The 14,900-nt window shown below is 63.3% G+C and carries 14 protein-coding genes and 1 pseudogene; 9 read left to right on the forward strand and 6 right to left on the reverse strand.

What is annotated here, in order from left to right; genetic code table 11:
• Window positions 1–12 precede the first annotated feature (12 nt).
• Window positions 13–1,032 carry an NAD-dependent epimerase gene (locus X771_RS159270; protein ID WP_023695199.1) on the forward strand — a complete coding sequence of 340 codons (1,020 nt, stop codon included), beginning with the start codon at window positions 13–15 and terminating at the stop codon, window positions 1,030–1,032.
• 70 nt (window positions 1,033–1,102) lie between these two features.
• Here the strand turns inward: X771_RS159270 and X771_RS159265 are convergent, their stop codons facing one another.
• Window positions 1,103–1,999, reverse strand: coding sequence for an AraC family transcriptional regulator (locus X771_RS159265; protein ID WP_023686927.1), 897 nt, complete (start codon window positions 1,997–1,999; stop codon window positions 1,103–1,105).
• 147 nt (window positions 2,000–2,146) lie between these two features.
• Here X771_RS159265 and X771_RS159260 point away from each other — a divergent pair, with 147 nt between their 5' ends.
• Entirely contained in the window at window positions 2,147–2,872 is a 726-nt protein-coding gene (locus X771_RS159260) for an SDR family oxidoreductase (RefSeq protein WP_023686928.1), read from the forward strand.
• Between the two features lie 336 nt (window positions 2,873–3,208).
• On the opposite strand, the gene X771_RS159250 is transcribed toward X771_RS159260, so the two are convergent.
• Complete coding sequence (locus tag X771_RS159250; RefSeq protein WP_023686930.1) at window positions 3,209–3,955, reverse strand: IclR family transcriptional regulator; 747 nt, start codon at window positions 3,953–3,955, stop codon at window positions 3,209–3,211.
• 268 nt (window positions 3,956–4,223) lie between these two features.
• Window positions 4,224–5,093 carry a helix-turn-helix domain-containing protein gene (locus X771_RS159245; protein ID WP_023686931.1) on the reverse strand — a complete coding sequence of 290 codons (870 nt, stop codon included), beginning with the start codon at window positions 5,091–5,093 and terminating at the stop codon, window positions 4,224–4,226.
• Between the two features lie 92 nt (window positions 5,094–5,185).
• Here X771_RS159245 and X771_RS159240 point away from each other — a divergent pair, with 92 nt between their 5' ends.
• Both X771_RS159240 and X771_RS159235 read left to right on the forward strand, forming a co-directional pair.
• Window positions 5,186–6,730, forward strand: a complete 1,545-nt coding sequence (locus X771_RS159240) for a 4-hydroxyphenylacetate 3-hydroxylase N-terminal domain-containing protein (RefSeq protein ID WP_023686932.1) — start codon at window positions 5,186–5,188, stop codon at window positions 6,728–6,730.
• Between the two features lie 6 nt (window positions 6,731–6,736).
• Window positions 6,737–7,246 carry a flavin reductase gene (locus tag X771_RS159235; RefSeq protein WP_023686933.1) on the forward strand — a complete coding sequence of 170 codons (510 nt, stop codon included), beginning with the start codon at window positions 6,737–6,739 and terminating at the stop codon, window positions 7,244–7,246.
• 10 nt (window positions 7,247–7,256) lie between these two features.
• On the opposite strand, the gene hpaR is transcribed toward X771_RS159235, so the two are convergent.
• A complete protein-coding gene (gene hpaR / locus X771_RS159230) occupies window positions 7,257–7,652 on the reverse strand; it encodes a homoprotocatechuate degradation operon regulator HpaR (RefSeq protein WP_023704722.1) in 396 nt (131 codons plus the stop codon).
• 201 nt (window positions 7,653–7,853) lie between these two features.
• Here hpaR and X771_RS159225 point away from each other — a divergent pair, with 201 nt between their 5' ends.
• From X771_RS159225 to hpaH, 5 genes and pseudogenes are all read left to right on the forward strand, one after another.
• Window positions 7,854–8,240 carry a 5-carboxymethyl-2-hydroxymuconate Delta-isomerase gene (locus tag X771_RS159225; protein WP_023686935.1) on the forward strand — a complete coding sequence of 129 codons (387 nt, stop codon included), beginning with the start codon at window positions 7,854–7,856 and terminating at the stop codon, window positions 8,238–8,240.
• Between the two features lie 11 nt (window positions 8,241–8,251).
• A pseudogene (hpaE, locus tag X771_RS01000000164725) lies at window positions 8,252–9,837 on the forward strand (5-carboxymethyl-2-hydroxymuconate semialdehyde dehydrogenase).
• 14 nt (window positions 9,838–9,851) lie between these two features.
• On the forward strand, window positions 9,852–10,832 hold the full coding sequence (gene hpaD, locus X771_RS159220; protein ID WP_023686936.1) for a 3,4-dihydroxyphenylacetate 2,3-dioxygenase: 981 nt from the start codon (window positions 9,852–9,854) through the stop codon (window positions 10,830–10,832).
• Window positions 10,833–10,861: 29 nt separating this feature from the next.
• The gene (locus X771_RS159215; protein ID WP_023686937.1) at window positions 10,862–11,737 is read left to right on the forward strand and encodes a fumarylacetoacetate hydrolase family protein; all 876 of its coding nucleotides are present in this window, start codon (window positions 10,862–10,864) and stop codon (window positions 11,735–11,737) included.
• Window positions 11,731–12,540 (forward strand): 2-oxo-hept-4-ene-1,7-dioate hydratase, encoded by an 810-nt coding sequence (gene hpaH, locus X771_RS159210; protein WP_023686938.1) that lies wholly within the window; start codon window positions 11,731–11,733, stop codon window positions 12,538–12,540. The genes X771_RS159215 and hpaH overlap by 7 nt, the downstream gene beginning before the upstream one ends.
• Window positions 12,541–12,557: 17 nt before the next feature.
• Here the strand turns inward: hpaH and X771_RS159205 are convergent, their stop codons facing one another.
• Together X771_RS159205 and X771_RS159200 are read right to left on the reverse strand one after the other, a co-directional pair.
• Window positions 12,558–13,589 (reverse strand): phosphotransferase, encoded by a 1,032-nt coding sequence (locus X771_RS159205; protein WP_023686939.1) that lies wholly within the window; start codon window positions 13,587–13,589, stop codon window positions 12,558–12,560.
• Window positions 13,586–14,893 carry an aminotransferase class III-fold pyridoxal phosphate-dependent enzyme gene (locus X771_RS159200; RefSeq protein ID WP_023686940.1) on the reverse strand — a complete coding sequence of 436 codons (1,308 nt, stop codon included), beginning with the start codon at window positions 14,891–14,893 and terminating at the stop codon, window positions 13,586–13,588. The genes X771_RS159205 and X771_RS159200 overlap by 4 nt, the downstream gene beginning before the upstream one ends.
• Between the last annotated feature and the right edge of the window lie 7 nt (window positions 14,894–14,900).

The following is a 14,900-nucleotide window of genomic DNA, read 5'->3' on the forward strand; positions in this document are numbered from 1 at the left end:
CTAGGATATGCAGTGACATCAAGCAGGCCGATACTGATCACCGGCGCAGCCGGGTTCATAGGGTTTCATCTTTGCCTGAGGCTGCTTGCCGAAGGACGCCAGGTTATCGGCCTCGACTCCATGAACGAGTATTATGACGTCAGCCTGAAGCAGGCTCGTCTCGAGCGGCTGAAAGCGTTTTCGAATTTTTGTTTCGAGCATGCCGATCTCACGGAGCGGGACCGTATTTCGGAGCTCTTTCTTTCGGCCGCGCCGGAGGTTGTCGTCAATCTCGCGGCGCAAGCCGGCGTACGCTATTCGATCAGCAATCCGCACGCCTATGTGGAAAGCAACCTCAGCGGCTTTGTCAACATCCTGGAAGGATGCCGGCAGGCGTCGGTCGGCCATCTGGTCTATGCATCGTCGAGTTCGATTTATGGCGGCAGCACCCGCATGCCGTTTTCCGTGCACGATCCGGCGGACCATCCGCTCAGCCTTTACGCCGCAAGCAAGAAGGCGAACGAGCTGATGGCGCACACATACAGCCATCTGTTTGGACTGCCGACCACCGGGCTGCGTTTTTTCACCGTCTATGGTCCGTGGGGGCGGCCGGACATGGCGCTGTTCATCTTCGCCAAGGCTATCCTCGCCGGCGAGCCGATCGAGGTCTTCAACTATGGCAACATGCAGCGGGATTTCACCTATATCGACGACATTGTCGAAGGTATTATCCGCGTCATGCAGCAACCCGCGACACCCAATCCTGAGTGGAAAAGTGTCGCGCCAGACCCAGCGACCAGCAACGCCCCGTTCAGGATTCACAACATCGGCGGCAATTCGCCCGTTCAACTGAACCGATTGATCGAGGTGCTCGAAGACGCGCTGGGACGCAAGGCAAACCGCAACCTCAGGCCACTTCAGCCAGGCGACGTTCCGGCAACTTTCGCCAATGTCAGCTCGCTCGAGGAGGCGACCGGCTTCAAGCCCAAAATCCCGATCGAAATAGGGGTTCCGCGCTTTGTCGAATGGTACCGGGAGTTCTACCGAGCATGATCGGACGCTTCGCCACCTGGAGGCGGCTGGCTCCTGACCAGCCATGGCTGGCGCATGCCGCTCGGAAAACTCAATAAGCCGCAGCCGAACTGGGTGTCGCCTGAAGGCGGTCAATATCTTTCCGGGGCGGCGCACCGAACAGGCGACGATATTCTCGGCTGAACTGCGAAGGGCTGTCATAGCCCACCGCGAACCCGGCCGTGCCTGCGTTTGCGCCGCCGGCAAGCATAATCCTTCGCGCCTCCTGCAGGCGCAGCTGCTTCTGGTATTCGAGCGGGGTCATGCGCGTAATCGCCTTGAAATGGGCATGAAGGGACGACGCGCTCATGCCTGATGCCGCCGCAATCTCTTCGATGCGCAGTTGTGCCTGGAAATGATTGCGGATCGTGGCGATGGCGCGGCTGACCTGGTTCAGGTGGCTGTCCACCGACGCCATCTGGCGAAGCGTGTCACCGTGCGGTCCGGTGAGGAGCCGGTAAAGGATTTCGCGTTCGATCAGCGGCGCCAGCACGGTGATGCTCTCGGGGCGATCGAGCAGCCTGACAAGCCGACAGGCGGCATCAATCAGGTCGGGGTCACTTGGATAGGCAGCTAACACCGGCAGATCCCTGCTGGGGGATGCACGTCCTTCTTTCACAAGCAGTTCGGCCAGCGCGGTGGAATCAAAATCTATCTTGCAACAGAGGTAGGGCGCCGCCGGGCTCGCCTCCAACACATGCCCGACCAGCGGCAGGTCGACCGAGACGAGCAGGTAGCTCGATGCGTCATAGACCACGCTCTGGTCGGCCAGCGAGACGCGCTTCGATCCTTGGGCGATTATGCAAAGCGACGCCTCGTAGACCGCAGGCACGGGTGCACTGGGCTGGTTGGCGCGAATGAGCGACAGCCGCGGCACCGCAGTGCCGGCCATGCCAGATTTCGGCGCAAAGCGGGTGATCAGCTCGGCGAGTTCATTGATTTTCTCCATGCCGCATAAATCTTCATGGCGCGAAATGTTGCAAGGCATTTCGAGTTCATTTGGAGGATCGTGCAAACTCTTTGGACGATCACGCTACCGGCCTTTGCCGGTTCGCGCCATCTATCTCCCCGTCACCGCAGCGAAAAAGGAACGATCATGACGGGACTTAAAGACAAGGTTGTACTCATCACCGGCGCCTCCAGCGGCATCGGCGAAGCGACGGTTCGGGAACTTGCCGGTGCCGGCGCCAGACTGTTCATCGGGGCCCGCCGCACCGAGCGGCTCAAGGCGCTGGCCGCAGGAATAGGCAAAAGCGTCGCGTGGCGCGAACTCGACGTGACTGACGCGGCGAATTTCGACGCCTTTGCCGATGCCGCCCATGCCGAATTCGGGCAGATCGATGTGCTGGTCAACAATGCCGGCGTCATGCCGCTGTCGCCGCTTGCCGCGCTGAAGCGCGATGAGTGGTCTCGCATGATCAATGTCAACATCGGCGGCGTGCTGAACGGGATCGCCGCGGTGCTGCCGCGCTTCGTCGCCCAGAAGAATGGGCATATCGTCAATGTCGCCTCGGTCGGTGCGCATATCGTGCTGCCCACCGCGGCGGTCTATTGCGGCACGAAATATGCCGTCTGGGCAATCACCGAGGGGCTGCGGCAGGAGCATGACGACATCCGCGCCACGATCATCTCCCCCGGAGTGACCGCAACCGAACTGGGCGACGATATCAGCGATCCTCAGGTCGCCACGGCTCTGAAAGAATGGCGGCAGAAGTCGCTCACACCGGACGCCATTGCACGGGCGATCCGTTTTGCGCTTGATCAACCCGATGGCGTGGACGTCAACGAAGTGATCGTACGGCCAACCGCTGCCAATATGTAGAACTTGCTGCCGGATGCCGGCTTTAGGCAAGCTAGGGCGCTCTCCGAGATCCGGCAAACGGCCCACCCCTCAATGCACCCGCCTAAGGCTCTGGCGCAACTTCCGCGGGCCACATCGTACCGGCTCTCGAACGCGCGCGAAAAATGCGCACTCGAATTGAACCCCCAAGCAAAGGCGATTTCCGAGATCGTGGGCGACGCACGGGCGGGCGACAACAATTCTTCCTTGCTGCGCTCCAGCCGCCTGTCCCAGACGAAGCGTTCCGGTCTCGCGGCAAGGCCGGTGCGCCGCTGGGAACTTAACCCGCTAATCATCTCCCCAGCGACGGTAGAGATGTCAGGCTTCGCCGGCCAGGCGCGCTGAAATCAGCCGCGCCGCCTTGATCACCGCTTCGCCCTGGCTGGCCGCCATGCTGTCATCGGCGCGTGACACAGGCGAGGCCACCGCCAGAGTGCCTAAAGGACGGCCATCGGAGCCGAGGATTGCCGCGGCTATGCTGTGGACGCCTTCTTCATAGCCTTGGGAGCTCGAGGAATAGCCGCGCTTGGCGGCAAGCCGGATCGCCTTCATCAGCCTGTCGGGCTGCGTCACCGTGTGTGGCGTGAAGGTCGGCAACGGCTTGTCGACATAGGCCTCGGCCGCTTCCCGAGGCGAAGCGGCGAGAAAGGCGATGCCGGAGGCGGTGCCGTGCAAGGGCAGCACCTGGCCGACATCGACATTGACCCGGTTGGCCTTTGCCGACAGCTCGACATGGACCGTCAGCAGTGCGCCGGCGCTGAATTCCGACAGATGCACCGTCTCGCCGGTTTCCAGCGCCAGCTCGCGAACCACAGGTGCTGCCACGCGCACGAAGGGAAAATGCGCGTCGCGAAACCGGGCCAGCCGCGACAGGCCGGCGCCGAGCCGGTAGCGGCGGCTTGCCGGCTCTTGTTCGATCAGGCGGTGGTCGGCCATCGCCATCAGCAGGCGCCGCGCCGTCGCCTTGTCGAGGCCGGTTTTGCGGGCGAGCTCGGACAGGCCGATCTCCGGTTCGCCGAGCGTGAACTGTTCCAACAGCGATATCGCTTTGCCGACTGTGCTCATCGTGCATCCTCAAGATACTTCGCATGGGAGGGAAGCCAATCCACCTTGCAGTCCGCTCATAGCACATAAAATGGTGGTTCAAATAACGAACCGTTTGGAAGCGACAAAAAACACCAGCAAGTTTCGCGGCGACATCAATCTCGATCCGCCGCGCCGTGCGCGGGGTGATGCTGCGCGGCAACACCTATCAACAGGTGGATCAACTCGGCGGCGCTGCGCCTGGCCGGCGTGTCGACCCAAACGCCTGATCCTGGTCGGCGCGGAAGCTTCAACTCTGCCCCAGCTGCGCGCGGCGCCAGGCGGCGGGCGCCTGGCCAACCCGCTCCCGGAAGAAGCGTGAGAAATAGGCCGGATCGTCGAAGCCGATTTCGTAGGCGATGTCCTCGACGGTGCGCACGGTGAACAGCAGCAAGCGCTTGGCCTCCAGCAACCGTCGCTCGCCCATGAGCCGCTTGACGCCGCTGCCAAGCACCCTATGGGCGGCCTTGTCGAGAAGATGCGGTGTCGTGGCCAGCACCTCGACGTAGCGGTCGACGGGCCAGTTGTCGCGGAAATGCGCATCGACCAGACGGCGCAAGCCGCGCGCCAATGCAGCATCGGAAGAACCGGTGGCATCCATTACCTCGGGACCAAGACGCGCGATGTGGGAGAGCGCGACGGCAATCAGCGCCGGCAGGGTCTTGTCACTCCCGGCCTGCGCCTCGGCATATTCCGTGGCGAGCATCTCCAGCACCGCCGCAAGCCTTTTCCACGCGACGTGCTGAGGAAGGCTATCGGCAAAGACCGGCCGGTCCAATGGCAGCAGGCTGTGAGCGGCTATTGCCGCAAGCGCATCATCGGCGACCGAAACGACGATGGCGTCGGTGCCGGGCCCGATCGAGAAGCCATGCACGATGGTGCTCGGCACGAAGCTGACGGCCGGTGACGAAAAGTCCCAGGATTGGTCTTCGATGCGGTAGGTGCCGGAGCCGCTGGTCCAGTAGGTGATCTGGCCCATTTGCGGATGCTTGTGCGCGGCAACCTGGCCGAGATGAATATTGCTGCGCGCAAGCACCGTCTCGACATGCAGGAAGCCGACATCAACCGGCCGCACCGGCTCGCCATAGACAAAGAAATCAGGAATGGAATTGAGGCTCATGGCGCCGGAAAAAGTCCAATCGGTTTTGCCGTTACGTCCTAACCGATCCTTGCCAGGAGCGCTAGAGTTGATGCCATAAGTGGAGGAACATCATGCGATCGGAAGACTTTCGTGCCGACAATGGGCGCCCGTTCACCGGGGCCGAGTATCTGGAGAGCCTGCGCGACGGCCGCGAGGTCTACATCAACGGCGAGCTCATTGCCGATGTCACCACCCATCCGGCGATGCGCAATTCGGCGCGGTCGCTGGCACGCCTCTATGATGCGCTGCACGATCCCAAGCGGCGGGGCACACTGACCTCGCCGACCGATACTGGTTCGGGCGGCTACACGCACAAATATTTCCGCGTCGCCAAATCCTCCGGCGAACTCGCAGCCCAGCAGACCGCGATCGCCGAGTGGTCACGCATGTCCTATGGCTGGATGGGCCGCACGCCCGATTACAAGGCGGCACTGATGAACACGCTCGGCGCCAATGCCGACTGGTACGGCCCGTTCAAGGACAATGCGCTCGCCTGGCACAAGCGTGCGCAGGAAGCCGTGCTGTTCATGAACCACGCCATCGTCAACCCGCCGATCGACCGCCACAAGCCGGCCGAACAGGTGAAGGATGTCTTCGTCCACATCATCAAGGAGACCGACGCGGGCATCTATGTCTCCGGCGCCAAGGTGGTGGCGACGTCCTCGGCGCTGACCCACTACAATTTCCTGGCGCAGAGTTCGGCGACGGTCACCGAAGATCCGTCGCTGTCGGTCATGTTCATCGTGCCGATGAATGCGCCGGGGGTAAAGATGTTCTGCCGCGTCTCCTATGAGCAGATGTCCAACACGGTGGCGGCTCCGTTCGACTATCCGTTGTCGTCGCGCTTCGACGAGAACGATGCCATCCTGGTGCTCGACAATGTCTTCATCCCCTGGGAGGACGTGCTGGTGCTGCGCGACGCGCAGAAAATCCTGTCCTTCCATCCGGCTTCGGGCTTCATGCATGGCTATTGCTTCCAGGGCTGCACACGCTTTGCCGTCAAGCTCGACTTCCTCGCCGGGCTGCTGGCCAAGGCGCTGCGCGCCACCGGCGGAGATGCCTTCCGAGGCAACCAGGCGGCGCTGGGCGAGGTCATCGCGCTCAGGCACATGTTCTGGAGCTTTTCCAACGCCATGGCTTATAATCCGATCCCCTGGGCGAATGGCGCTGTCCTGCCCAACCTGGAAGCAGCCCTTGCCTACCGGACTTTCATGTCGGAAGCCTATCCGCGCGTCATCGACACGGTGCGCCGGGTGATCGCCTCCGGGTTGATCTACCTGCCGTCATCAGTGCGCGACTTCAACAATCCCGAGATCGACAAATACCTCGCGCAATATGTGCGCGGTTCCAACGACATGGGCCATGTCGAGCGCATCAAGATCATGAAACTGTTGTGGGACGCGACCGGCACCGAGTTCGGCGGCCGCCACGCGCTCTACGAACTCAACTATGCCGGTGCGCCGGAAGAGGTGCGGCTGCAGGTGCTGAAGGGCGCCGAACGCGGCGGCCGGCTGAAGGCCATGGAAGAACTGGTCGACACCTGCATGGCCGACTATGACGAGAACGGCTGGACGGGAGATACCTGGCTCAATCCGCTCGCTTCTACGGCCGGGTGATGTCAGATGGCCACGCAGATTTCGAAGGCCGATTTCCGCGACGCCATGGCAAGGGTCTGCGCGCCGGTCAACATCGTCACGACAGATGGTCCGGCCGGGCGCGGCGGCTTCACCGCCACCGCCATGTGCAGTGTGTCGGACGAACCGCCGACACTGCTGGTGTGCATGAACGGCCGCTCGACGCAGGCCGCCATGTTCCTCGCCAACCGGCGCTTCTGCGTCAACGTGCTGACGCATGACCATATGCACCTGGCCGGCAAGTTCGCCGGCGCGACCAGGGACATGGAGGCACGCTATTCGGCGGCGCGCTGGCAAACGCTGGCCTCAGGGACGCCAGCGCTGTCCGATGCGATCGTCAATTTCGATTGCGAGATCGAGGAAGTGCACATCGTCGGCACGCATAATGTCATGATCGGCCGCGTTATCGATGTCAGGCACGGCAGCGGCGGCTCGGCCTTGCTCTATGTCGACCGCAATTACACGCAGCCGACGGGGCTTGGCAGCTTTGGCGGCTGAGCCGCAGCAATCAGCTCTCGCCGGCGATCAGGCTCTCCAGCAGATCGAGCAATTGCTCGAGCCTCTCATGTCCGAAGCGCTGTTCGATGTCGCGGTAGATGACGAGGCGTTCCGGCGACAAGGCATCGATAAGGGCGGAGCCCGCCGGGGCGATCGTCAGAACGACACGGCGGCCATCGCCTTCCGCCTTGTTGCGGGTGATGAATTTTCGGCCCTCGAGCGTCTTGATGATGCGTGTCAGGCTGGGCGGCAGCACCGAAGCGCGATCGGCAAGTTCCGTCGCCTCGACAGGGCCGGCCTCGCTCAGAACGCGCAGCACACGCCATTGCTGTTCGGTCACGTCATGCGCCGCTAGCATAGGGCGAAACCGCGCCATCACCACTTCGCGGGCATGGAGCAGCGCCATCGGCAGAGAACGACGGGTGTTTTCAGGCAGCAAGAAGCAGCGTCCCCAATGATGCGGGCGGTCGGCGGGACCGCACGCCAAAACCTGACCTTTCCATCCCGTATCGTCGCCTCAACTTGGATGCAAGGCTTGACTTCAGTGATGCTGCATGTAATTAACGCGTTAACTACAACAGTGGAACAATCCGGGGAACGAGACGCGGTGCCTCACTTTTCCATCGAGTATTCGGCCAACCTCGATGCCAAGGTCGACATGAGCGAATTGTGCGCGCTGGTGTTGCGCACCGTGCTCGGCACCGGGCTGTTTGAAACCGGCGCGGTGCGGGTGCGGGCCTTCCGTGCGGAAGCCTATGCCATCGCCGACAGCCTGCCGGAAAACGCTTTCCTCGACATGTCGTTTCGCATTGGAACCGGGCGCAGCGCCCAGGACAAGAAACGAACCGGGGAGGCGGTCTTCGCCGCGGTGAGCGAATACCTTGGCCCCCTGTTCGAGACCCCGCACTTCGCTCTTTCCCTGGAGATCAGGGAGATCGACCCGGTACTGAGCTGGAAGAAAAACGCAATCCATCCGCGACTGCGCGGCAAGTGACGGAAGCTGATATGTCCGACCTCGAAGGCAATCTGAAAAAGGCCGAGGCCTATCTGGCCCGTTTCAAGCGCGACGGCGTGCTGAACCAGATCGGCGGCGAAGCGGTGCCGGCGGTGGATGGCTCGACCTTCGAGAGCATGTCGCCGGTCGATCTCAAGCCGCTGGCCAAGGTCGCGCGTGGCAGTGCCGCCGATATCGACCGCGCCGCCAAGGCGGCAAAGGCGGCGTTCCCGGCCTGGGCCGCCATGCCGGGCGACGGGCGCAAGAAGCTGCTGCACAAGATAGCCGATGCGATCGAAGCGCGCGCCGAGGAGATCGCCTTCGTCGAGTGCATGGACACCGGCCAGGCGCTGAAATTCATGGCCAAGGCCGCGCTGCGCGGCGCCGAGAATTTCCGCTTCTTCGCCGACCGCGCGCCGGAAGCGCGCGACGGCGAGACGCTGCGCACGACAGGCCAGGTCAACATCACCACGCGCGTGCCGATCGGCCCGGTCGGCATCATCACGCCGTGGAACACGCCGTTCATGCTGTCGACATGGAAGATCGCGCCGGCGCTGGCGGCAGGCTGCACCGTCGTCCACAAGCCGGCCGAATTTTCGCCGCTGACCGCTCGCCTGCTGGTCGAGATCGCGGAGGAGGCCGGCCTGCCGAAAGGCGTGTGGAACCTGGTCAACGGCCTCGGCGAGCACGCCGGCAAGGCGCTGACCGAGCACCCTGACATCAAGGCGATCGGTTTTGTCGGTGAGAGCCGCACCGGCTCGATGATCATGAAACAAGGCGCCGATACGCTGAAGCGCGTGCATTTCGAACTGGGCGGGAAGAACCCGGTGATCGTCTTCGCCGACGCCGATCTCGAACGTGCGGCGGATGCGGCCGTGTTCATGATCTACTCGCTCAACGGCGAACGCTGCACCTCATCGTCGCGGCTTCTGGTCGAAGCCTCGGTCTACGACACATTCACGGATCTGGTTGCGGAGAAGGCAAAGCGCATCAAGGTTGGCCATCCGCTCGATCCCAAAACGGTTGTTGGTCCGCTGATCCATCCGGTGCACGAGGAAAAGGTGCTTTCCTATATCGAGATCGGCAAATCGGAAGGCGCGGTGGTAGCCGCCGGCGGCGACAAGTTCGCCGGTCCGGGCGGTGGCTGCTATGNAAATCGGAAGGCGCGGTGGTAGCCGCCGGCGGCGACAAGTTCGCCGGTCCGGGCGGTGGCTGCTATGTCAGCCCGACGCTGTTTACCGGCGCCACCAACAGGATGCGCATTGCCCAGGAAGAGATTTTCGGGCCGGTGCTGACCGCCATTTCCTTCAAGGACGAGGCCGAAGCGCTGGCGCTGGCCAACGACACCCAATACGGCCTGACCGGCTATCTCTGGACATCGGATGTCACCCGCGCCTTCCGCTTCACCGATGCGCTGGACGCCGGCATGATCTGGGTCAATTCGGAGAATGTGCGGCATTTGCCGACGCCGTTCGGCGGCGTCAAGAATTCCGGCATCGGCCGCGACGGCGGCGACCATTCCTTCGATTTCTACATGGAGACGAAGAACATCGCCTTCGCCACTTCAGCGCACACGATCCAGAAACTCGGCGGCTGACCGGAGGACATCGCATGCCACTGCCCAAACCAAACCTCTATCCCGCCTTCAACATCGTGCGCCTCAGCCATGTCGAACTGGCGGTCACCGACCTTGCGAAATCCCGCGCCTTCTATGTCGACACGCTTGGCCTGCAGGTTACCGACGAGACATCGGAAGCCATCTATCTAAGGGCGTTGGAAGAGCGCGGACACCACTGCATCGTGCTGAAGAAGGCCGGCAGCGCTGAAGCCCGCGATCTCGGCTTCAAGGTTTTTTCGGATGAGGATCTCGACAAGGCCGAGCATTTCTTCAAGGCAAAAGGCCTGCCGGTCGAGTGGGTCGAGCGACAGTACCAGTCGCGCACCTTCCGCACCCGCGACCCGCACGGCATTCCGCTCGAGTTCTTTGCCCAAATGGAAAGGCTGCCGCCGATTCATCAGAAATATGCGCTCTACAAGGGCGTGAAGCCGCTGCGCATCGACCACTTCAACTGCTTCTCGCCCAATGTCGACGAGTCCGTCGCCTTCTACAACGAGCTTGGCTTCCGCGTCACCGAATACACCGAGGATGCGAGTAGCGGAAAGCTGTGGGCGGCCTGGACGCACCGCAAGGGCGGCGTCCACGACATCGCCTTCACCAACGGTGTGGGTCCGCGCCTGCATCACGTCGCCTTTTGGGTGCCGACACCGCTCAACATCATCGACCTGCTCGACCTGATGGCGACGACGGGTTACCTCGCAAATATCGAGCGCGGCCCAGGCCGGCATGGCATTTCCAACGCCTTCTTCCTCTATGTCAGAGACCCGGACAATCACCGCATCGAGATCTACTGCTCGGACTACCAGACGGTGGATCCGGATCTGGAGCCGATCAAGTGGGACCTCAAGGACCCGCAGCGCCAGACGCTATGGGGCGCGCCGGCGCCGAAAAGCTGGTTCGAGGAGGGCAGCACCTTTGCCGGCGCGGCCGCACGCCAACCGGATTTGACGGCGTCGCCGATCATCGCACCGTGACCACAGACGCGAACCTGACGGAGACCGGGATGACTGCACATGGGCGGCTCGCCACCTTCACTGTCGGCGGCAAGACGCGCTATGGCGCGGTCACAGATAAGGGCGTCGTCGACCTGTCGGCGCGGCACAGCCAGTGGCCGACGCTGCGCGAAGTGATCGAGGCCGGCGTGCTACGGCGGCTGGCGGAAGAGGCCGAAGCCCACGCCGTCGATTTTCCAGTCGACGCCGTCGCTTATGAAATCCCTGTGCCGTCCCCGGAAAAGATCGTCTGCGTCGGCGTCAACTATCCCGACCGCAACGAGGAGTACAAGGACGGCCAGGCAGCGCCCTCCAATCCGTCGCTGTTCATCCGCTTCCCCCGCTCCTTCGTCGGCCACGACGCGCCGCTGGTGCGGCCGCCGGAATCGCCGCAGCTGGACTATGAGGGCGAGATCGTCATCGTCATCGGCAAGGGTGGACGACGCATCGCCGAGAGGGATGCGCTTGACCATATCGCGGCACTAGCCCTGTGCAACGAAGGCACCATTCGCGATTGGGTACGGCACGCCAAGTTCAACGTCACGCAGGGCAAGAATTTCGACCGCACCGGCTCGCTCGGTCCGTGGCTGGTGCCGTTCACCGACGAGGCGCAGATTGCCGACATCGCGCTGACCACCCGCGTCAATGGCGAATTGCGCCAGCAGGACCGCACCAGCCGGATGATCTTCTCGTTCCGCAAGATCATCGCCTATGTCTCCACCTTCACCACGCTGGTGCCAGGCGATATCATCGTCACCGGTACGCCGACCGGCGCCGGCGCCCGCTTCGACCCGCCGATCTGGCTGAAGCCGGGCGACGTGATCGAAGTCGAAGCCGACGGCATCGGCGTGCTCCGCAACGGCGTCGTCGACGAGGTAGCATCGTGACCCCCGAGCAAGCTGAAGATGCCGCGGCAAGGCTGTTCGAAGCCGAGCGTTCGCGCCGCCAGATCCGTCTGCTCAGCCTCGATTTTCCCGACGCGACGATGGAGGATGCCTATCGCGTCCAGGCAGCGCTGGTGAAACGCAAGACCGATGCCGGGCTGACCCCGAAGGGCTGGAAGATCGGCCTGACATCGAAGGCGATGCAATATGCGCTCGCCATCGACACGCCGGATTCGGGCGTGCTGTTCGACGACATGTTCTTCAACGACGGCGCGACGATACCCGTCGGCCGCTTCATCCAGCCGCGCGTCGAGGCCGAGATAGCCTTCGTCATGAAGGCGCCGCTGAGGGGCCCAGGCGTGACCATCTTCGACGTGCTCAACGCCACCGATTATATCACGCCGGCGCTCGAAATCCTCGACACGCGCATCGAACGCGTCAATGCCGAGACAAAGAAGGCGCGCACTTTCTTCGATACGATTTCCGACAACGCCGCCAATGCCGGCATTGTCGTCGGCGGCCGGCCGCAACGACCCGATGAAGCCGATATGCGCTGGATCGGCGCCATCGTCTCGCGCAATGCGGAGGTCGAGGAGACCGGGCTTGGCGCCGGCGTGCTCAACCATCCGGCGATGGGCATTGCCTGGCTGGCGGACAGGCTCGCCCGCTACGGCATGTCCATCGCGGCCGGCGAGGTGGTGCTGTCCGGATCGTTCGTGCGCCCGGTCGAGGCGCGGCCCGGCGATACGATCGTCGCCGACTTCGGCAGCTCGGGAACGGTCAGTATCCATTTCGCCAAGAGCTGACGGCTCTCATCGGCTCGTCAGTTGGGCTGTTCACCGCGCAGGTAGTCAATCACCACATCGGCTGCGATGGTCGACATGCGCAAGCCGACATCCCTGGTGATGTCGCCTTCGACGCGGCTTTGCACCCAGCCAAGGAACGCGAAGGCACGCAAGGCGGCGAATAGAGGCAATGCGGCGATGTCCTGCGGGGTCAGCGCACGCTCTTGCTGGTAGCCGTCAAGCAAAGCGGTTTCGATCAGCGGGTAGATCGCCTCCTCGCGGTTCTGGTAGAGGGCGACGGCAAGGTCGTACATGTGCCAGCCATGGCCGCAATCGTCGAAGTCGATGATGCGTACGGCACGGTCATGGATGAGCACGTTCTCGCGCACCAGATCGGCGTGGATGATGCCGAAATTGCGCGCGCTGCGCTCATGTTCCGACAGCGCCTTCACTGCGTTGTCGCGCGCCTGCAAGACCAGCGCGCGGCGAGGACCATCGAGAAAGGGCGAGGTCTCGAACCGGCCCCAGACCGGGTTCGCCCCGAAGAAGCCGTCGAAGTCCCAGGCATGGCGCGCGAAGCCCGCGGGCGGCGTCCAGGAGGCAGTGACATTGTGCATATGGGCGATGGTCCGCCCGATCGCCGTGAAGATCTGGATCGACTGGTCGGCCGTGTAGGCCAGTGGCACGCCGCGTGCGCCCACGGCGCGGCCCTCCAGCCAGCTCAGGCAATCGGCCTGCCGGGGCTGCGCCGAGGTGGCCGTGCTGACAAGTACGAACGGATCGCCGGCCTGTGTTGCGACGCAAGACGGCGTGGCGACGCCGGCGGATTGCAGGAAGCCCATCCATTGCAGTTCCGAACGCAGCGCGGCGTCCGTGTGGTAGCCGAGCCGGTGGATGCGCATGGCTGCCGGCTGGCCATCCGGCAGCCGCACGCGGAAGACGGCGTTCTCGCGGTGCTTCAGAAGTTCCGGCTCAGAGTTGCGGACGCCCCAATGTTCGAGCGCACGCCTGGCGAGCTCCGTGACATCGGCGGCCGTTTCGGGCTCGGATTGGGTGGAAACAGAATTCACGCCGGCACTCCGCCGACTTCGCCCAGCACCTCGTCCAGCAGGCCGATCAGGAAGTCGGCATTGTCACGCGAGAACGGCATGGGCGGGCGGATCTTGAGCACATTGCCGTGGATGCCGGTCTTGCCCATCAGCACGCCGCGATGGCGCATGCGATTGGCGACCTGCTCGGCAATGTCGGGCGCCGGTTCGCGCGTGTCGCGGTCGTGGACCAGCTCGGCGCCGAAGAACAGTCCGGCGCCCCTGACCTCGCCGATGCACTCATGCCGATCGGCCAGCGGGCGCAGCAGGCCAAGCGCATAAGCGCCGACGTCTTGCGCGTTGGCGACAAGGTTTTCCTGTTCGATGACGTCGAGGACGGCATTGGCGACCGCGCAGGAGACCGGGTTGCCGCCGAAGGTGTTGAAGTAGCGGAAAGCGTCGCGGAAGGTCGCCAGTATCTCCTTGGTGGTGACCACGGCCGCGATCGGATGGCCATTGCCCATCGGCTTGCCCATGGTGACGATGTCGGGGACGAAGCCGGCGCGCTGATGGCCCCAGAAATGGCTGCCGGTGCGGCCGAAGCCGGGCTGCACTTCGTCGGCGATGACCAGACCACCGGCTTCGCGCACGGCCCCCAAGGCGTCGTCGAAAAATCCGGTGGGCAGAGCCGGGAAACCTTCATTGGCGAGCAGCGGACACAAGATGATGCCAGACAGGCCAATGCCGTCCTGTGCCAGCGAAGCGATCGCTTGACGCACGGCGTCGCCGAAGGCCTTGCCATTGGCCATCGCATCGGGATGGCGATAGCTGTCGGGGGCCGGCACCAGCCTGACATGGGGGGCGCGGCCGCGGATCGGAGGCATGCGCGTGCTGAGCTGCGAAACCGCCGCCGTGTTGCCATGATAGGTGGCGTCGGTGGCGATGATGCCCATATTGCCGGAGGCGGCCTGCGCCATGCGCAGCGCTATGTCGTTGGCCTCGCTGCCGGTGCAGGTCAGGATTGCGGTGGCGAGGCTTGCATCGAAGGTCGCCGTCAGCCGCTCGACATAGTCGAGAATTGCGGTGTGCAGATAGCGTGTGTGGGTGTTGAGCAGGCTTGCCTGACGGCACAAGGCCTCGACCACATGCGGGTGGCAATGGCCGACATGGGCGACGTTGTTGTAGGCATCGAGATACTTGCGGCCGTCGGCATCGTAGAGCCAGACGCCTTCGCCGCGCACCAGGTGCACGGGCTCGTCGTAGAACAATTGCGATTTCGCGCCGAGCAGGCGGGCACGCCGCTTGACGAGCGCTTCCTCGCTCGGGTTCTTCTCAGATTGGGTCATTGCGTAC

It is taken from the genome of Mesorhizobium sp. LSJC269B00 (assembly GCF_000502815.1).
Lineage (GTDB): Bacteria > Pseudomonadota > Alphaproteobacteria > Rhizobiales > Rhizobiaceae > Mesorhizobium.